Source organism: Virgibacillus sp. LDC1, from assembly GCF_025792345.1.
GTDB classification, from domain to species: Bacteria; Bacillota; Bacilli; order Paenibacillales; family Paenibacillaceae; genus Paenibacillus_AQ; species Paenibacillus_AQ lautus.
On the sequence record NZ_JAOXLZ010000001.1, the window covers coordinates 4209549 to 4227841 of the forward strand.

The 18293-nt window shown below is 49.9% G+C and carries 17 protein-coding genes; 5 read left to right on the forward strand and 12 right to left on the reverse strand.

Annotation, left to right across the window (positions count from 1 at the left end; genetic code table 11):
• Nucleotides 1-89: 89 nt before the first annotated feature.
• Nucleotides 90-650, forward strand: a complete 561-nt coding sequence (locus tag OHJ21_RS19005; protein ID WP_394054151.1) for a CGNR zinc finger domain-containing protein — start codon at nucleotides 90-92, stop codon at nucleotides 648-650.
• 67 nt (nucleotides 651-717) lie between these two features.
• Nucleotides 718-1158: a GNAT family N-acetyltransferase gene (locus OHJ21_RS19010; protein ID WP_326114238.1), complete on the forward strand. Its 441-nt coding sequence runs from the start codon at nucleotides 718-720 to the stop codon at nucleotides 1156-1158.
• Between the two features lie 103 nt (nucleotides 1159-1261).
• Here the strand turns inward: OHJ21_RS19010 and OHJ21_RS19015 are convergent, their stop codons facing one another.
• The 10 genes from OHJ21_RS19015 to OHJ21_RS19060 all read right to left on the reverse strand — a co-directional run bounded on the left by OHJ21_RS19015 (nucleotide 1262) and on the right by OHJ21_RS19060 (nucleotide 12339).
• On the reverse strand, nucleotides 1262-3478 hold the full coding sequence (locus OHJ21_RS19015; RefSeq protein WP_394054150.1) for a Tex family protein: 2217 nt from the start codon (nucleotides 3476-3478) through the stop codon (nucleotides 1262-1264).
• 439 nt (nucleotides 3479-3917) lie between these two features.
• On the reverse strand, nucleotides 3918-4268 hold the full coding sequence (locus OHJ21_RS19020) for a type II toxin-antitoxin system PemK/MazF family toxin (RefSeq protein ID WP_006212388.1): 351 nt from the start codon (nucleotides 4266-4268) through the stop codon (nucleotides 3918-3920).
• 3 nt (nucleotides 4269-4271) lie between these two features.
• Nucleotides 4272-4553, reverse strand: a complete 282-nt coding sequence (locus OHJ21_RS19025) for a CopG family ribbon-helix-helix protein (RefSeq protein ID WP_028406492.1) — start codon at nucleotides 4551-4553, stop codon at nucleotides 4272-4274.
• A 225-nt stretch (nucleotides 4554-4778) separates the two neighbouring features.
• The gene (gene alr, locus OHJ21_RS19030; protein WP_127593375.1) at nucleotides 4779-5966 is read right to left on the reverse strand and encodes an alanine racemase; all 1188 of its coding nucleotides are present in this window, start codon (nucleotides 5964-5966) and stop codon (nucleotides 4779-4781) included.
• Between the two features lie 270 nt (nucleotides 5967-6236).
• Nucleotides 6237-7349: a LolA family protein gene (locus OHJ21_RS19035; RefSeq protein ID WP_100539085.1), complete on the reverse strand. Its 1113-nt coding sequence runs from the start codon at nucleotides 7347-7349 to the stop codon at nucleotides 6237-6239.
• A 263-nt stretch (nucleotides 7350-7612) separates the two neighbouring features.
• Nucleotides 7613-8941 (reverse strand): MFS transporter, encoded by a 1329-nt coding sequence (locus OHJ21_RS19040; RefSeq protein WP_326114234.1) that lies wholly within the window; start codon nucleotides 8939-8941, stop codon nucleotides 7613-7615.
• A gap of 64 nt (nucleotides 8942-9005) precedes the next feature.
• A complete protein-coding gene (locus OHJ21_RS19045) occupies nucleotides 9006-9503 on the reverse strand; it encodes a winged helix-turn-helix domain-containing protein (protein WP_326114233.1) in 498 nt (165 codons plus the stop codon).
• A 174-nt stretch (nucleotides 9504-9677) separates the two neighbouring features.
• The gene (locus OHJ21_RS19050; protein ID WP_100539088.1) at nucleotides 9678-10238 is read right to left on the reverse strand and encodes a GNAT family N-acetyltransferase; all 561 of its coding nucleotides are present in this window, start codon (nucleotides 10236-10238) and stop codon (nucleotides 9678-9680) included.
• 35 nt (nucleotides 10239-10273) lie between these two features.
• Nucleotides 10274-11602: an alpha/beta hydrolase gene (locus OHJ21_RS19055; RefSeq protein ID WP_486020876.1), complete on the reverse strand. Its 1329-nt coding sequence runs from the start codon at nucleotides 11600-11602 to the stop codon at nucleotides 10274-10276.
• Between the two features lie 167 nt (nucleotides 11603-11769).
• Entirely contained in the window at nucleotides 11770-12339 is a 570-nt protein-coding gene (locus tag OHJ21_RS19060; protein WP_100539090.1) for a GbsR/MarR family transcriptional regulator, read from the reverse strand.
• Between the two features lie 372 nt (nucleotides 12340-12711).
• On the opposite strand from OHJ21_RS19060, the gene OHJ21_RS19065 reads away from it, so the two are divergent.
• From OHJ21_RS19065 to OHJ21_RS19075, 3 genes are read left to right on the forward strand one after another with little or no spacing between them, the layout of a single operon-like run.
• Nucleotides 12712-13914 carry a quaternary amine ABC transporter ATP-binding protein gene (locus OHJ21_RS19065; RefSeq protein WP_326114230.1) on the forward strand — a complete coding sequence of 401 codons (1203 nt, stop codon included), beginning with the start codon at nucleotides 12712-12714 and terminating at the stop codon, nucleotides 13912-13914.
• Nucleotides 13907-14740 (forward strand): ABC transporter permease, encoded by an 834-nt coding sequence (locus OHJ21_RS19070; RefSeq protein WP_326114229.1) that lies wholly within the window; start codon nucleotides 13907-13909, stop codon nucleotides 14738-14740. The genes OHJ21_RS19065 and OHJ21_RS19070 overlap by 8 nt, the downstream gene beginning before the upstream one ends.
• A 1-nt stretch (nucleotide 14741) precedes the next feature.
• Nucleotides 14742-15662, forward strand: a complete 921-nt coding sequence (locus tag OHJ21_RS19075; protein WP_326114228.1) for a glycine betaine ABC transporter substrate-binding protein — start codon at nucleotides 14742-14744, stop codon at nucleotides 15660-15662.
• Nucleotides 15663-16555: 893 nt separating this feature from the next.
• Here the strand turns inward: OHJ21_RS19075 and OHJ21_RS19080 are convergent.
• Together OHJ21_RS19080 and OHJ21_RS19085 are read right to left on the reverse strand one after the other, a co-directional pair.
• Entirely contained in the window at nucleotides 16556-17287 is a 732-nt protein-coding gene (locus tag OHJ21_RS19080; RefSeq protein ID WP_486020877.1) for a DUF6081 family protein, read from the reverse strand.
• 17 nt (nucleotides 17288-17304) lie between these two features.
• Nucleotides 17305-18231 carry a prenyltransferase gene (locus OHJ21_RS19085; RefSeq protein ID WP_100539096.1) on the reverse strand — a complete coding sequence of 309 codons (927 nt, stop codon included), beginning with the start codon at nucleotides 18229-18231 and terminating at the stop codon, nucleotides 17305-17307.
• Nucleotides 18232-18293 lie beyond the last annotated feature (62 nt).

Here is an 18293-nt window from a genome sequence, read left to right on the forward strand (position 1 = left end):
AAAAATTAACACAGTTTAGACTTCATTACAAGTAACTAGCAACATAAATTTTCACTTGTTACAATAATGAATGAGAAAGGATGGGTTTCATGTTATGGGATGATTTTATAAATAGCAAATGGCATGACTGGAGAGGCAGCGGCCGATCCGAGGACCGGCTTGCCCGTGAGGATTGGCTCACCGATTTCAGGAACCAATATCAGCTTCAAGTCAACCTGCCGCTGACCCCGGATGAACTGGAACTTCTCCGGCAGCTTCGCTCCTTCCTTCGAACATGTGTTCAACACATCGTCGCGGGAGAGCCACCTTCGCCCAGGGAGATAGAGGCATTGAACCGCTGGATGGCTGCTGGCCCCGTTATTCGCCATCTGGAAATAGATGAGGATCAAAACTTGGAGCTGACTTATATCCCCCAAAATCCGGGCCTGCAAGCAGTGACTGCCGAGATTGCCGGCTCCTTTGCGCAAGCCATCGAGCAAGGCGAATTATCCCGGTTCCGCATCTGCACAAATCCGGATTGCCTGTGGGTATATTATGACGATACACGGAACCGTTCCAAACGTTATTGCGACGATAAAATGTGCGGCAATCTGATGAAGGTCAGACGGTTTCGGGCGAAGAAAAAGCAGCAATCGGACAGCGAGCGTTAAGCCGACGCGTTAGTTTAGGGAGCAGTGTATCTCAACATATATTATTATCAAGCTGAGGTGAGTAGTCATGAGCATCAAAAGGGTGACTCCAGCAGAATTGACCTGGGTCAATCAACAATACGAACACATCGGGTTCCAGCCAAGCACACTGGACAATGAAATCATTGCGATCGTGATGTCGCAAGACGACGATGCAGGAGTCGGCCGATTGGTTAAACTTAATGACCACGAGGCGGAGCTCGGCGGTATTTATATTCTGGACGAGTTTAGAGGACAATCTCTGGCGCACGAAATCGTCGCATTTTTGGTAGAAGAATCGAAAAGATTGGGCTTGGAAACCGTATACTGCATTCCGTTTGAGGAACTGCAGCATTTCTATAAGAAGTTTGGTTTTCATGAATTCGATGTATCTGCTCCCATAGTCGAACCTAAAATATTGGCAAAATATCACTGGTGTCTGGAGAGATACGATAAAAAAGTCCTGCTGTTAAAGCTGGATCATGGCTAAACTAACCGCCAGGACATGCTCCATTAGCTTTGTCCTGACCTATTACGAAAAAAAGAGCCGTTCTCCCCAAAGGAGATCCGGCTCTTCTTCTATTAAGCAGATCTTATGACTGATCTTTCGGCTTGCGCATCGTCAATCCGACGCGGCCTTTTTTCAAATCTACATTCAGCACCCATACGGTAACGTTATCCCCTACGGAGACAACATCCATCGGGTGTTTGACAAATCCATCGCTCAGCTGGGAGATATGCACCAGGCCGTCGCTCTTGATACCGATATCAACAAAGGCGCCAAAGTCGATGACATTGCGCACCGTTCCCTGCAGTTCCATTCCCGGTATAAGGTCCTCGATCTTCAGCACGTCCTGGCGGAAAATCGGCAGCGGCAATTCCTCCCGCGGATCACGTCCCGGACGCTGCAAGCTGTCCAGTATATCACGCAGCGTCGGCACGCCAACCTCCAGCTTCACGGCAAGGTTCTCCGGCTGCTGGGCATCCAGCAGTTCAGCGAGCTCCTTGCTTCCGAGCTTGTCCAAACTTACCTGAAGCTCCTGGAATAAACGGTCAACCACTGCATAGGATTCCGGGTGAATCGGGGTACGATCCAATATGTTCTCGCCTTCCGAAATCCGCATAAAGCCCACGCACTGCTCGTAGGTCTTGGCACCAAGACGCGGAACCTTCTGCAGCTGCTTCCGGCTGACAAACTTCCCGTTTTCTTCCCGGTATTTCACGATATTTTTGGCAATGGTGGCATTGATGCCAGCCACATAGGAGAGCAGCGACGGCGATGCCGTATTCACATCCACCCCGACATGGTTAACCGCAGACTCCACGACGGCCTTCAGGCTCTCCTCCAGATGCTTCTGGGTTACGTCATGCTGATATTGGCCCACGCCGATCGATTTCGGATCGATCTTTACCAGCTCGGCCAGAGGATCCTGCACGCGGCGTGCAATGGAGGCTGCGCTGCGCTCGGCGACATCCAGATCAGGGAACTCTTCCTGCGCCAGCTTTGAAGCCGAATACACGCTCGCCCCGGCTTCGTTTACAATGAGGTAAGCAAGCTCAGGGTCGGCAAGTTCCGCAATGACTTCTTCCGCTACGAACTGCTCCGTTTCACGGGATGCCGTACCGTTTCCAATGACAATCAGCTTGATGCCATATTTGGCAATCAGCTCCTTAAACTTCGCGGCGGCCTCCTGCTTCTTGTTGGCCGGCGGCGTCGGATAGGTTACGGCCACCTCAAGCAGCTTGCCCGTATCATCGACCACCGCCAGCTTACAACCGGTACGGTATGCCGGGTCAACACCCAGCACACAGCGTCCCTTCACCGGCGGCTGCAGCAGCAGGCTGCGCAGGTTGCCGGCAAAGATGGAGATCGCCTGGTTCTCCCCTTTTTCCGTCAGCTCCCCCCGTACTTCCCGTTCAATCGATGGGGCAATGAGACGCTTGTATGAATCCTCGATCACCGCCGTAAGAATGTCTGTGACGGCAGAAGGACCTTTAAGCACCTGCTTGCCGATATAGGCATGAACCGATTCGGAAGGAACATCAAGCCCCACCTTCAGAATATTCTCGCGCTCTCCCCGGTTAATGGCCAAAATCCGGTGCGGCGGCATTTTCTTTGCCAGTTCCCGGTAATTGTAATAGTTCTCGTATACGGATTCCACTTCGGTATCCTTCGCCTCTGAGGTCAAAATGCCGTGGTCCATACTGTATCTGCGTACCCAGGAACGAACGGTTGCGTCATCGGCAATGTTCTCGGCCAGTATATCCATCGCGCCTTGCACAGCCTCTTCTGCCGAAGCCACACCCTTCTCCTCATCGACATACTTGGCTGCCTCAACCATCACATCAGCCTGCTTCGGCTGCGACCATATCCACTCCGACAGCGGCTCAAGTCCTTTTTCCTTGGCGACGCTTGCCCGGGTTTTACGCTTTTGCTTATACGGACGGTAGAGATCTTCTACCTCCTGCAGCTTAACGGCGGCCGTAATCGACGCCTTCAGATCTTCCGTCAGCTTGCCTTGCTCCTCTATGATGCGGATGACTTCCCGCTTACGGACCTCGAGATTGCGCAAATAGCCTGTCCGCTCTTCAATATCACGTAACTGGTTCTCATCCAGTTCGCCTGTCATTTCCTTACGGTAACGCGCAATAAACGGTATGGTATTGCCCTCATCCAGAAGTTCAACGGTCGTGCGCACCTGTTTTTCGGACAATTGAAGCTCCTTCGCGATCTGCTTCACGATCCGTTTCGATTCTTCCTTGCGAATCTGTTCTTCATTTACTTCCACAACAGCTTCTAATTCAGACAATGATATCCCTCTTTCTTCAATGAAACTATATTTGCTATTATCCCAAACTTAAGCGCTCATTTCCACTACATCACTCACTTCATAAGGCTTTAAGCTGCTTTTAATGTCAATTTCATCTGATTTTAAGATTTTATTTATATTCTTATAGTACGAAAATGCAGCTGCCGGCTATCCACACCTCATTAAATTCAGGAGGTCACCTTAGATGAATGACAAACATGCGATTGCCTGGTCCGTTGCCTGCCTTTTGTTTATTGCAGCGGCGGTCACTACGGCCTACATCCTCATACCTACAAACACGTAATCCACCCATCTCCAGTCTCATGCAGCAATTGCCGAGCCGTCATCCATACCTCCATATAAAAACCCTCAAGGAGTCACTCCTTGAGGGTTTTTAGTCATAACATTCTATGTGGAAAACGTTAGCGCTTGAATGAAATCAAAAATCAATCAAGCCCAGACTTATTTGCAGGGAATCATCCACCTTACTCATCATTTCATCATCAAGATGGGTGATTTTGTCGGTTAGCCGCTGCTTATCAATCGTCCGGATCTGCTCTAGCAAAATGACGGAATCCCGGTCAAATCCATGCGACGCCGCGTCGATTTCGACGTGAGTCGGCAGCTTGGCTTTTTGAATCTGTGCCGTAATGGCTGCAACAATCACAGTCGGACTAAACCGGTTGCCGATATCGTTCTGAATGACAAGGACCGGCCTTACGCCGCCCTGCTCAGAACCGACAACAGGTGATAAATCCGCAAAAAATACGTCGCCCCGTTTAACGATCACTGTCTACACCCCGCTTACTAAGCGGTCTAGAGTGTTGTCTGCATCTTCCTCCGCGTGAAACGCCTCAGAAGCCATGGTCAGGTTAATTTTGGCCATTTCCATATAACCTCGCTGCATGGATTCACGAATGTAACGTTTCTTCCGTTCATTCAGGTACAACTTCATGGCTTGCCTAATAAGCTCACTGCGGTTGGAATTTTCCAGCTGAGCGATCCCGTCCACTTCCTGCAAAAGATGATCCGGTAAACTGATCATGATTCGTTTGGTGTTCTGCATATTGGCCACCCTCTATTACACCCCCACAACCTTCTCGCCTGTGCACCAGTATTACATTATTCAAGGAAAATTATACAAAAGAATATATATGCCGAAGGTATATCAAGTATGCTGCATATCATTATAAACTACAATCGACACTTTCGTACAGACTTTAACGACATATTCCTAATTCGGGAAGGTCTGTACTTATTCCTTCTTTCCTGAATAAATTACTTAGGGTGACATGCCTTTTTAAAGGTTGCTCCAGAGTGCGTTTACGGTCTTCACGGGTATATCATCACGTATATACTGACGTGGTACCCGGTGGGCAATCATGCAGACGACCTCGTAGTGGATCGTCCCCAGCTTGGACGCCAGCTCATCTGCCGTGATGCATTCGCCAGACTGCTGACCGATGAGTACAACCTCTTCACCAGCTTTAATTTGTTCCGCCTCATCGGCGAAAGGTTTGAGCGATACCATACATTGGTCCATACAGATGGTTCCGACTACAGGGACGCGGCGGCCGCGTATTAATACTTCCACTTTACCGCTCAGCATACGAGAGAAGCCATCGGCGTAACCGATGGGAAGGGTTCCAATTTGCTCTTCCTCCTCCGTTACATACTTCGTCCCGTAGCTGATACCGGAATGCGGAGGTAAATTTTTGACGTAGACAAGCTTTGTCTTTAACGTCATGACAGGGCGGAGGCTCACTGTCTTTCGATTCACCTCATCCGAAGGATACAGTCCGTACAAGCCGATGCCGACACGAACCATATCATAGGATAATTCGGGTGTATCAATTGCAGCAGCACTATTGCCCGTATGTATGATCGGGATATGGTAGTCCTTATCCCGAAGAGCGTCCGCTACGCCCTGAAAACGGCGGTACTGTCCCAACGTATAGTCTTTGTTCTCTTCATCCGCTCTTGCAAAATGGGTAAACATTCCTTCGACAACAACCTGCGGCAGCGAAAATACTTCTTCTATAAAAGAAATCGCATCTTCGCCTGGAAGCAGGCCCAAACGACCCATTCCGCTGTCAATCTTGATGTGTACCTTGAGTGGCTTCTCCGGCTGGACCGGCAGTGCCTTTATCGCTTGGAGCACTTCCGAACTGAACAGGGTTATGGTTACATCATGCTCGTAAGCGATCTCTACAGCCTCCGGTGGTGTATAACCGAGCACCAGGATCGGGCTAGAGATGCCTCCTTGCCGAAGCTCGAGTGCTTCATCCAGGAAAGCTACGCTTAAGTAAGCCACCCCCAGTTGCTGAAGTTCGCGTGCCACTTCTACAGCTCCGTGACCATAGGCGTTAGCCTTCACACAAGCAAGCAATTTCATGTGGCTTGGCAGCGCATCACGAAAAGCGTTATAGTTGGCGCGCAGATGGTCCAGGTTGATCTCCGCCAGGGTAGGTCGATATATCGCTTGCAATTCCAGTCACCTTCTTACCATTTTGAAAAAAGCATTATGCTTTACAATAGATTAATGGTAATGTTCCCGGGAGCAACTGTCAATTGAGACAAACTGCTTATTTATGAGGCTCGTGGTTCCCCCGGGTGGCGAAACTTGGTGAAACATCGGAATATCTGCAAGAAATGGCGATTGGCCCACGGACGGAGTGTCTTTATTTGGAAAAGAGGCGAATGGCCTCATTGTCGGAATTTTGCCCTCCTTCAATGCTCGGTATCCGCCTACTTCGTATTATTTACCCGATTCTCCCTGCATGGAAGCAGCGACTTTCTTCATTTCTTCGACAGGCAGGTTGGCGCTCGTGATCCGGTATTCTACGCCTTCCGAACTCCAGGTCAGCGTTCTTTGCTGATCGCCGGTGAGCAGGCCAACCGTCGTGAAATCGATATACACCGCCTCGCCCGGTACGAGGGAAACCGCACGATCCACCGGTCTGGATTCCATAATCGTGTATTGGTACACACCGTCATACTTCAGAATAACGGCATGATCCTTGCTCTCCGGAACTTCCATGGTGTCCTTGTTCGTGACCCCTGCAGGCACATATTCCGGATAGATGATGCCGAAGGACCCCATGTCGCCGCCGGCAGCCGTTTCCGTCAAGCCCTCGGTTCCCTGAGTACCGTTCCCCTCCGTCGTGGAAACCACCGGTATCCCGTTCTCGTCCACTTCCGCCATCGTCCCCTTCGCATCGTTCATGGCACTGAGATTCTTGTTCGTATCAAACGAATCCTTGGTCAGGTTCGTATCGAAAGTAAAGGTGTTGAATTTCACCTCAACCACCACATTCGCTTCGGAGTCCGACACTTGCACCTGTTTCGGCGTGTAGTTGTCCTTGGCGAGCCAAATCTTCTGACGAATCAAGGAATGGCTGTGGTAATTGGCAGCCACATCAAACACATAACTATCCTTATCCTCGGCAAACTGACGGGTGTTGTCGCTCAAAATGCTGCTAAGCAGCGTTTGGTACAGATATACCTGTCCCTGATTATCCGGCCAATCGCTCTTGAAGCGGAAGCTCTTGTTCAAGCTAGGCGTCAGAACGAACACGCCGTCATCGTTGCGAAGCACGATTTGCGTAATATCCTTTTGCCCATTGGTTAAGCTGATCCGGTAGTAAGATGGAGACTGGTACCATACCTCAACCTGATACTCCTGCGGCGCCGAACCGGTATGTATGGTCATAACGCCCGCTCCCTGGTAAGCGCCCTTGGCACTTTCCAGCTTATCAGCCACCTTGCCCAGATCCTTCACAACGCTGTCTGCATTCTTCTTCCCGCATCCCGCCAGTATTGTTGTTAAGCATAATACTACCGCGAGCAGCACCCATGAAATCCGGCGCATGTCATCATCCCCTTCAACACTTGTTTTGACTTGATTGATACATGTCTATGAGGGACTTGGTCACATTATGCAGACTAGCCTGACAAGCACCGTTACGGTGGGACGCAGCAGGCGTTTATACTTCACTTAAGCGAAAAAAAAAGAGCCGAGGGCGAATCCGTCGATCGCTGATTCATCCCCGGTTCAATCTTTGAGAAATTCCAGTACGGGCCATCTTCTTCTGACCTCTGTAAAGCATGGAAGATGATCGACGTTAGCCAACTCTAAGGGGCTGTTTGCATAGAAATGGACTTCTCAGGTGTTTCATTCGTATAAGGCGCAAACCATTCCTCATCTACATTGTCAGGTGACGGAAGACTGCGGGTAGTCGAGTCAAAGATCCAGAAGATCCCTACGCAGAGCACGACGATTCCGCATCCCGCGATAACGGAGGAACCTGCCGCAACAATGCCAAGAGCACCTCCGATCAGGCTGCCAAGCGGCATGGCAATTCCGCTGAGCCCGCTAGCTGCCGCGAACACCGTACCCAATCTTTTCTGGGGTATCGCCTTCTGAATGACCGAATTAATGATGACGTTCGTAATGCCTCCGGGAAACCAGGCCAGACCATATACCAGAACGACAAGCCATGTCCATGGGGTGAATACGCTGAGACACCAGGCAGCGCCCGATAAACAAAACGCTCCGGCAAAAATATATCCAAGGGGCAGGCGCTCCAGCTTCAAATACGGAGCCAGGATCGCTCCCAGCAAACTCCCGAAAGCCTGGGCCATAAGCAATATACCGTAGACGCCGGCTCCACCGAGGCTGTCGGCGAACGCAGGCATAACCGTAAAGGTAGCGCCGCCCGCAGCATTGATGACGATCATCCCCATCTGTACCCGTGCGAGCGGGGTTGCCAGAATGTACCTAAGGCCTTCCTTCATGTCCGCCCAATAATTTTTAAGGGCATTACGCTTAGGTTTGGAAGTTACGGTGCTTTTCGGCGATGTGTTATTTACGTTGTTATCCGAAGTTTTGATAGACTTCTTGATTTTCAGTTGCGAGAATAACAGCGCTCCGACGAAAAAACCGATCGAATTCCATAAGTAAAGGGATACTGCGCCCAGCACAATAATCAATACGCCGGATATTGCGTTACAAGCGACATCGATGCCTTGATAGGCTAAGGAGAACAGCGAATTGCCTTGCGTTAGCTGCTTCTTATCGAGAATTTTAGGAAGGGCCGACATTTGGGCCGGATATACCCACATATTTAGCGTGGATAGAATCGGTGTTATCGCAAGCACAACGCCAACCGTCAGAAAGTCGAAATAAAATGCAAGCGGAACGATCAACAGAAGAACCGCCTGAAACAACTGGGTGTACACCAGAAGCCCCCGTAAAGGAACGCGGTCAATCATCGGGCCGGATAACAATTGAATGATCCGGGGGAGAATCGAGAGGAATCCGGCAAGTCCCGTATACAGCGTCGAGCCCCCCAGATCATACACCAGCCACATGGCCGCTACCGCGTACAGGCTGTCGCCGATATTCGTAAGGATTCGGCCAACGAACAACAGCAGAAAATTGCGATTCTTTAATATTTCCACGAAAGAAACAACTCCTTCATTTTTAAATTTAATAGTTTGGGAGAAGAGGCTTTGAAGCCCCTTCCTATTTGGACGTTTCCGTCGAAACCACGTTGATCCCTACGGCATACTCCTTGCAGTCTTCCCCTTTGGTCGCGATGGTTTTGTTCACCCATTTTTCGAGGAGCTCCCGGAATTCCTTTGTCATCTCTTCATATTGGTCGGCGTTCAGCTGCAGCCTCAAGCTAATTCGGGTTCGGGTCGCTGCTTCATAATCTTCGGCAAGAACCGGGTCCATCGTTTGCGTTCCCTTGGTGTTAAACCACTTCGCTTTGGATTTATAATATTTCTCAACGATGCCGCCGACCGTCCGGGTCTCCACCAAATCTATCAGACCGCCGTCATATAACTTCTGTATATGGTAGTGGATGCTTCCCGGCGAATCTCCCAATTCATCCGCGACTTGCTTGGAGGTTTTCGCGATATCCAGTATGGTTCCGAGTATTTTCACCCGCTGGGCGCTGCCCAGCAGCTTCGCTTGTTCCACCGATATTTCAATGCTCTGATTTTGATCTTGATCCATGACGCAAACACTCCATTCTAAACGAAATAGTCATTCTAATTGTGTAATTCATACGGTTATTTTCGTTTGTTCTAATTTAGTTTATCATTCTAATTTTTTAGATCGATATGACACAATAATAAACCACCTATTACCATTTGTAAATAGGCGGCTTATAAATTGTTTCTTTTTTTTCTAAACGGGTTTGACCATATGATAATAAACATGCCCGTTAATCATGATTTCCTTATCTGTTTTATAACCTCGTCTTTCGTACAAAGAATGGGCTCGATGATTGTCCGTCACCACGGCGAGAGCAATTTTACGATAGGTAAGCTCCTTTGCCCGATTCTCCGCATGTTGAATAAGAGCCGAACCAATCCCCTTTCCTCCAAACTGCGGTGAAACGGATAGCGTATCGATATAGTACTCATCCTCGTCCGCTTCTTTGTCCAGCGCTATGGAAGGGTCATTCTTGAGCTTCCGCAAACGATCCAACATCGGACGATCCAATTCGGCCGCTTGATCGCCGCCGTAAGCTACGATCATGCCGGCCACCTCGCCGTCGATCTCTTTCACGGCAGCCTGACGGTAACTGAGCCTGCCCTCGTCCGCCCGGAAATATTGCTCCAGCACTTCAAGCACTTTCTCTTCACTGTCTTCCCCTGTTAATTGATGCGCCACATCGTGCAGTGCATCGTACAGCAGCCTTATCGCTGCAGCTGCATCCTGTGGTCTTGCTGATCTGATGGTCATGCCGATTCATCCTCCGATTACAATTCAACTCAAATTCAAGCATCCCAGTCCTCAACCTCATAAAACAGCTCCATCTCGGACGATGCCGTAAAAGAACGCCGTTTCACTTTAGGATCCCCGATCTTCTCATGCAGTCCAAAGCCTCTTGATACCTTGAACGTAAAAGACAAACCATGTGGTACCATCGCACTTCCCCTATATAAGCCCTCTCCGCAGTAAGGAATCTCAAATCCGGCATAGATCGCGGGGGAAACCGGCGTGGAAGGCGGTACCTTCACCTGAATCGTGACTTTCACAAGCTCAGGCAGCTCTTCTACAATCGTAATCTCTTTATCCGCGATCAAGCTTCCGATTTGCAGCGTAATCCGGGTACTGCCGGGAGTTCTAGGCTTCAGCGTTCCGTCCGGCAGCAGCGTGAGCAATTCCGGATCCTCTACATGATATGTTCCGTTCATCAACGTTTGCACAAATCCGCTGTCGTATGTAATGACCGGATTCAGTTGTTTGACGGGCCCGGTTACCCCTACGACGCCATCTCCATACAGCTTAATCGAGGCCGGTTCTCCAACGTCGCCGAAAAAATACAGCAGCGGCGCCTGCGCTCTGCCTGCCCAATCGCTTTGACTGTGAGCCGCCCCCGGATCAAGGAACAGTATGAGATCTTCTCCCGGCACAAAGCCGTCTTGGATCAAGCGTTCCGCTTCCTCCCGTGCATATTTTTCCATGAAGACCCCTTCCGCACCGCCCATATCAAGCCATAACTTAAGATTTGGGTGCGTACCGTATCTTTCATAGAAGGGGTGTTCCTTAAGCTCCCCCTGAGCATCAAAATGGGCTTTGACGAAATAAGGCGACATGACCGCAATGCTTCCGAACACATCCGGCCTGCGGAAGCCGATATTGTAGGTGACGATCCCGCCCGCGGACGAACCCATCATGGCCGTATGCTCCGGGCCCCTTAACGTGCGATAAGTCTGATTGATATATGGCATGACTTCTTCAATAATAAATGATTCGTACCGTTCGCCAGCAAACGGGGGATCGAATACCTGATGCATCCTTGGATTGTCATGGAAGTACTCGTTCAGTCTTTGATGGGGAACCGTAGCGATACCAACGATGATAATCTCTTCCATCCGTCCTTCGGAAACCAAGCGATCTGCGGTGACATGCATATCCCACGAGCCGCCTCGCTCATCCGCTGCAAATACATGCTGCCCGTCATGCATATAGAGTACGGCATAATGCTTCTCCGTATTCTCATGATAACTGGGTGGAAGATATACATACAAACTTCGGGTATTGCTTAGGTGAACCGATGGAAAATCTGCAATTTCTACCATTCTTGAGGACATACTGACCATTCTAACCCCTCCTGACTATTTTTGCACCACATGCACTTGCGTGCGGTTATTCATCCAGACAATGCCAGATAACAAAAAAAGGCACAACCCGATAAAATCAGGTTGTACCTCTTGGGTAAGCATTGCCTTACTCCACATTATACTGGGGAATTCCCCGATTTTCAATATCAGGATTCACCTTCCGGAGGTTCTTTCGGCACATACTTAAAGATATCGCCATCCACAAAAGTATCAATCAATCGTTCCAGCCATTTATAGTAAGCAACGGCCTCGCGCATCTTCGCCTGATCCTCTTGCAGCACCGCTGCCAGCTCTTCGTCATCTTCATGCGCTTTACGGAGCTTCTCTGTTTCGTCGAGCGCTTTGCGCAGGACCAGAATGTTGCTCTCCACCGATTTACGCCATTTAATATCGAAGAAATCCAAGAAGGTCTGGTACCAGTCATACTCCACTTCATACAAATCCTTGCGGGAACCCTTCTCCCACACCTTGTTTACCATTTTATAATCTAGCAGCGTCCGCACGCCTGTACTCATGCTGGTCTTGCTCATCTTCATTTCCTGTCCCATTTCATCCAGGTTCATCGGTTTATCCGCAAAATAAAGCAGTCCGTATAAATGTCCCGTTGAGAGTGGAATGCCGTACAAATCCATATTTCGTCCAATATTTTCAATGACACGCTTACGAATCTTATGCACGGCTGCCTGCCGTTCATCATCTAAATGGTACAAGCCCATGCTTGCAGCCTCCTCTATCTGTAGCCATCCAAGAAGTCATGTCAACATAACAAAACTAGGTGGACTCGAAGTGTAGTGTGAACGATCTCAATGAAATCTAAACAAGCAGAATCCACACACATTCTCTGATCTATTGTAGGGAAAGCTATTTTAAAAGTAAAGAAGATCGCTCTGGAGGATATCGGAGCATATGGGAGCATTTCAAAGGATAACTTTGTACAGTTTTTACTGTACGTACTTTACGTACGGATATAACGTTTGATACTTTACGTATCGGTTGTTACAATGGGTGACATGGGTTTACGAGATGACAGGAATAAGAAGACTCGGTCAAATGGACGCGTCTCTATACAATAAAAAGGAGGAGTACTTTTGGCTATTCTGCAAGTTAACAAAGTCAGCAAATTGTTCGGTGCGAACCCGGAACAAGGGCTTCAACTGCTCGAGCAAGGCTGGAGTAAAGCGCGAATTGCGAAAGAGAAAAATATAACGGTTGGCGTTAACCGTGTCAGCTTCGATATCCATGAAGGCGAGATTTTTGTCATCATGGGGTTGTCAGGCAGCGGCAAGTCTACCTTGGTCCGTTTGCTAAATCGGTTGATTGAACCAACATCGGGCGAAATATTGATTCACGGCAAGGATCTTCGAAAAATGAACAAGGAACAGCTGCGGGAAGTTCGCCGCAAAAAAATCAGCATGGTGTTCCAGAAGTTCGCCTTGTTCCCCCATCGTACGGTTGTAGACAATGTGGAATACGGGTTAGAGATTCAAAAAGTAGACAAGAGCAAGCGCCGCGAAGCAGCCATGAAGTCGCTTGAGCTTGTAGGCTTGAAGGGCTGGGAGGAAAAAATGCCCGATCAGCTCAGCGGCGGCATGCAGCAGCGTGTCGGGCTTGCCCGCGCACTCGCCAATGATCCGGAGATTCTGCTGATGGACGAAGCCTTCAGCGCACTGGATCCGCTCATCCGCAGAGACATGCAGGATGAACTGATCGAGCTTCAGGACAAAATGAAGAAAACCATCGTGTTCATCACTCACGATCTGGACGAAGCACTTCGAATCGGCGACCGCATTGCCTTGATGAAGGACGGCTCGATCGTACAGATCGGCACGCCGGAAGAAATTTTGACACAGCCTGCCAACGATTATGTTGAGCGGTTCGTGGAAGATGTCGATCTGTCCAAGGTGCTTACCGCTTCACGGGTTATGCGCCGTCCGGAGACCATTACGATGGATCGCGGGCCTCGCGTTGCGCTGGAGCTTATGCGTGAACGGGGGATCTCGAACCTGTTCGTCATCGACCGTTCCAAGAAGCTGCTTGGCGTCATTACGGCCGAAGATGCGTCGGATGCCATGAAGAATAACCGCAAGCTTGCGGATATTCTTATTACAGACGGTCCAAGTGTCGGACCCGATACATTGCTGAATGAATTGTTTGAAATTACAAGTATGTCCAAAGTGCCTTTGGCCGTTGTGGATGATACCGGCAGATTGATGGGTGTTATCGTCCGCGGTGCTGTTCTTGGTGCCTTGGCTGGAGAAAGCAAGAGCGAGGAGGTGACGCAAGATGCCTAAGATTCCACTCGCTAGCTGGATTGATTCCTTGGTTGAATGGATGGGAGACGTCTTCTCCGGTTTCTTTGACGCCATCGCCTTCATCATTGAAAACGTCGTGCAATTGTTTACCGATTTGTTCATGCTCCCTCATCCGTATCTGTTCATCGTCATTCTGGCTGTCATTGCCTATTTATTAGGCCGTCTGCCATTGACTTTATTCACAGCCATCGGTTTTCTGCTTATCGATAACTTGGGCTACTGGTCACAGACGATGAGTACGCTGAGCCTCGTGATCACGGCAGCATTGATCTCCGTTATCCTTGGTGTTCCACTGGGGATATGGGCGGCCTACAGCAAGTCGGCATCCCGCGTGATTATACCGGTTCTCGACTTTATGCAAACCATGCCGGCGTTTGTCTATTTGCTTCCTGCCGTCACATTCTTCAGTTTGGGCGTGGTTCCAGGGGTGATCGCCTCGGTTATCTTCGCCATTCCGCCAACGATTCGCCTGACCCGCCTTGGGATTATGCAAGTATCAGGTGAACTGACGGAGGCTGCCGATGCGTTCGGTTCGACTTCAGGACAGAAATTGTTCAAGGTTCAGCTTCCATTGGCGATGCCAACCTTAATGGCCGGCATTAACCAGACCATCATGCTGTCCTTGTCGATGGTCGTCATCGCTTCGATGATCGGTGCCCAAGGTATCGGTGCCGAGGTCTACCGGGCCGTAACTCAGCTGCAAATTGGTAAAGGGTTTGAAGCCGGCTTGGCTGTCGTCATTTTGGCGATTGTCCTCGACCGCTTTACACAAAATATATTTAAATCGAAAAAAAGGGGTGCTTAATTTGAAGAAACAGAAGTTTTGGTTGCTACTGAGCTTGGCTGCTATCCTCGTCCTGTCTGCTTGCGGACAGGGAGGAAACGGCGGTACGGATGGAACGACGGACAATGGGGCTGACGGCGGTTCTACTGCTTCCCTCGGCGAACAAGTGAAACATGAAATCATCGGTATTGATCCAGGTGCGGGTATCATGAAAGCCACGGCTGCTGCTATTGAAGAATATGGATTGACCGACTGGACACTGGTCGAAGGCTCCGGTGCTGCCATGACGGCAACCCTCAACAAAGCCATCAAGAACGAGGATCCCATCATTATTACCGGTTGGACTCCACACTGGATGTTTGCCAAGTATGACCTGAAATACCTGGAAGATCCAAAGAAGGTATATGGTGAAGCGGAAGAAATTCACACCGTTGTCCGTCTTGGACTGAAAGAAGATCATCCGGAAGCCTACAAGTTCCTGAGTAATTTCAAGTGGACATCCGATGATATGGGTCAGATTATGACGGCGATTCAAGAAGGGCAAGATCCTGAAGCTGCCGCTAAGGAATGGGCAGACAGCAATGCGGAGAAAGTCGATGCCTGGCTCGAAGGCGTTCAGCCGGTTGACGGCAAAAGCTTCAAATTCAGTTATGTGGCCTGGGATTCCGAGATCGCCAGCACCAATCTGCTGAAAGTGATCATGGAAGACAAGCTCGGATACAAAGTTGATGCGCTTCAAGTTGAAGCAGGCCCGATGTGGACCGGCGTTGCCAACGGCGACGTGGATGCAACTGTAGCCGCTTGGCTGCCATTAACGCATGCCGACTACTGGGATAAGTTCAAGGACCAAGTCGAAGACCTTGGCGCTAACATGGAAGGCGTAAAAACCGGACTGGTGGTTCCATCCTACGTGGAAGCAAATTCGATTGAAGATCTGAAATAAAATAATGGTTAAAGCCATCCTGTAGTATATGGGGTGGCTTTTCTTTTTTAGTGATCAAGATTAGTCGGCCTGGTCTAGGGAGGATGTATCCGCTCCGGTCGCTGTTGAAACCAGGAAAACAGGATGATATTTTTGCGGTATTTTCCCGGTTTCAAAGGCGAACGCCAGGTCTCCTCCACCGATACATCCTCTTTTCTTGGGCTCGGCCTCCAATCTTTCCCACAAAGAGAGCCATCCCTCTTCTCAGGGATGGCTTTTCGGGGGCTGGACGGGGAGGGGCTAAGCTGACCCGTTCAACATGGTCAGCTAGCCAGATTTATGGCCGGGCATGCTGTGAATCCCCTTTTGGTCTCACAGGCTTCCCGGCTTGGAGGGACTGCTGGTCCCCGGTGCCGTCCCGCTTAATCAAGATTGTCGGCTCTGTTCTAAGGAGGATGTATCCGTTCCGGTCGCTGTTGAAACCAGGAAAACAGGATGATATTTTTGCGGTATTTTCCCGGTTTCAAAGGCGAACGCCAGGTCTCCTCCACCGATACATCCTCTTTTCTTGGGCTCGGCCTCCAATCTTTCCCACAAAGAGAGCCATCCCTCTTCTCAGGGATGGCTTTTCGGGGGCTGGACGGGGAGGGGCTAAGCTGACCCGTTCGACACGGTCAGCGTGCCTGGCCTATGGCCGCACAAGCTGTAAAGTCCCCTTGGAACTCACAGGCTTGCCGGCTTGGCTTGAAGGACTGCCCCTGGCTCGACCTCCGAATGGCCAGACATGCTGTAAATCCCTTTGGGACTCACAGGCTTGCAGGCTTGGCTTCGTCTCGGGGCGCAGCCGAGCCACTTACACGAAAAAAGATCATGCCCACATCTATGAGCATGATCTTTTTTCTACTATATAAACACTACTCTTTTATCGTAACCGTCACGGGAGAGTATTCGGCAATCACGGTTTGTCCATGCACGGATACGCTGCCCTGCGGCGTAAGGTCTTTTTCGGTCATGATGCCCAAGGCGATGGTGAATTTGTTGAACTTGATCGGGATGTTCTTCTCCCGGCGGATCTCTTCACCGTTCACATAGAAGATGGCTTCGTCATCAGCACGGTTATACGTGATTTTGTACGTGTTGAATTCCCGCGGCGTGAAGTGTGTATCTTCCTCTTTGAAAATGCAGAAGTAACGAGTCTTGTCCGATTCCGGCACCTGCACGCCCGGAAACGGCAGGACGGCATACACGCTGGCGTATTTGTCATTCGACGCAAAAAAGTCCAGTGCTGCGCCCGTACTGAAATCCAGCAGGTTCAAAGATACGTAGCCGTCATACAGATCTCCGGGAACCGTACCTTGGGTGCGTGCCCGAATTTGAAGCCCGAAGGTCACCTCGCCGGATTCCGGCACTTCCACCTCTTCATTGGAGTAGTACATATGCTTGGCATTATCAAGAATTTGGATTTGATCATTCTGGCGGGTGAGCGGCGCGCGCACGTACAGGATGCCGTTGCGGACGATTACGACCGCATTCGGCTCGCGATATTCCCAGAATGAACCGTCCGGCAGCGGGAAACCGCCGATCTTCCAAGTCCCGCTCTCGGACAGGATAGAGTGAAAATCACCAAAAACGCGTTGTTGTTCCATCTAATTCCCCTTCTTCCTTACAAAGTCTGAATGATTCCCTGGATAATCAATGATAGGATCAGCACGCCGCCGCAGCGCATAGTGGTCATCGTTGACGCACCCATCAGCGGTAAATACGCTTCGGAACGATTGCTGTCCTTCAGTCTTCCATAGACAAGATACAACGGAATAATCGTAAGCAGTGCAATCAATGCGTAAGGCGGGAGCGCCCCGGCCAACACGCAGGCTATCAAGGATAAGCAGGCCAACAGCAGCAGGACCCGCGAGAAGCTCAGCGCTCTTTTTTCACCCCATACCACAACCAAGGTCTTCTTCCCGGCCTGACGGTCTGCCTGCCAATGCAAAAAGTGATGATTGAACAAAATCAGCGTTGTCAGAAGCCCGATAGGCAGTGACAGCAGCAGCGCCCGGACATCCATATGTGAGGTTTGAACGTAGTATGCGCCCATCACCGGCAAAATACCAAAGGATAGCAAAATCGCAATCTCGCTGAAACCTTTGCCGCGATATCCGAATTGAATCGGCGGTGCGACATAGAAATAAGCGATCAACCCGCCAAGTCCGCCGAAGACGAAAGCCCACCAGCCACTGATCAAACTAAGGATAATTCCGCTCAGCGCAGCAATCCCGAACAGCGTCCAGGTAACGATCTCGAATTTACGGAGCGACCAGACGCCCTTCGTCAGAAAACCGGAGTTCGTGGAGATCGCATCCACATGCTCCTGTGCTTCCGTATCCGTTCCATTCTTATAATCCCACAAATCGTTCACCATATTGGAGAACAGATGGGCAGCGCCGCTCCCGATCAAGGTCAATAAAAAAAGGCCTATATGAAATTCACCTGTCCATACATAAGCCCCGAGTGCTCCCAAAGCAACCGGAATCAGCATAACGGGAATCACTTTGATTCGGGAAGCTTTTTTAAACTGTTCAAGGGCATCCACTTTGGTTATGCTCCTTTCTATAATACAGAATAGAACGCCTGCAGACAGCTACAGACGTTAAC

What these genes read in the sequence shown, in the direction of transcription:
- OHJ21_RS19035 (WP_100539085.1), bottom strand. Translation starts at nt 7,349, where the DNA reads ATGCGCCGGATTTCATGGGTGCTGCTCGCGGTAGTATTATGCTTAACA.
- OHJ21_RS19050 (WP_100539088.1), bottom strand. Translation starts at nt 10,238, where the DNA reads ATGACCATCAGATCAGCAAGACCACAGGATGCAGCTGCAGCGATAAGG.
- OHJ21_RS19070 (WP_326114229.1), top strand. Translation starts at nt 13,907, where the DNA reads ATGCCTAAGATTCCACTCGCTAGCTGGATTGATTCCTTGGTTGAATGG.
- OHJ21_RS19080 (WP_486020877.1), bottom strand. Translation starts at nt 17,287, where the DNA reads ATGGAACAACAACGCGTTTTTGGTGATTTTCACTCTATCCTGTCCGAG.
- OHJ21_RS19060 (WP_100539090.1), bottom strand. Translation starts at nt 12,339, where the DNA reads ATGGGCTTGTACCATTTAGATGATGAACGGCAGGCAGCCGTGCATAAG.
- OHJ21_RS19045 (WP_326114233.1), bottom strand. Translation starts at nt 9,503, where the DNA reads ATGGATCAAGATCAAAATCAGAGCATTGAAATATCGGTGGAACAAGCG.
- OHJ21_RS19055 (WP_486020876.1), bottom strand. Translation starts at nt 11,602, where the DNA reads ATGGTCAGTATGTCCTCAAGAATGGTAGAAATTGCAGATTTTCCATCG.
- OHJ21_RS19005 (WP_394054151.1), top strand. Translation starts at nt 90, where the DNA reads ATGTTATGGGATGATTTTATAAATAGCAAATGGCATGACTGGAGAGGC.
- OHJ21_RS19010 (WP_326114238.1), top strand. Translation starts at nt 718, where the DNA reads ATGAGCATCAAAAGGGTGACTCCAGCAGAATTGACCTGGGTCAATCAA.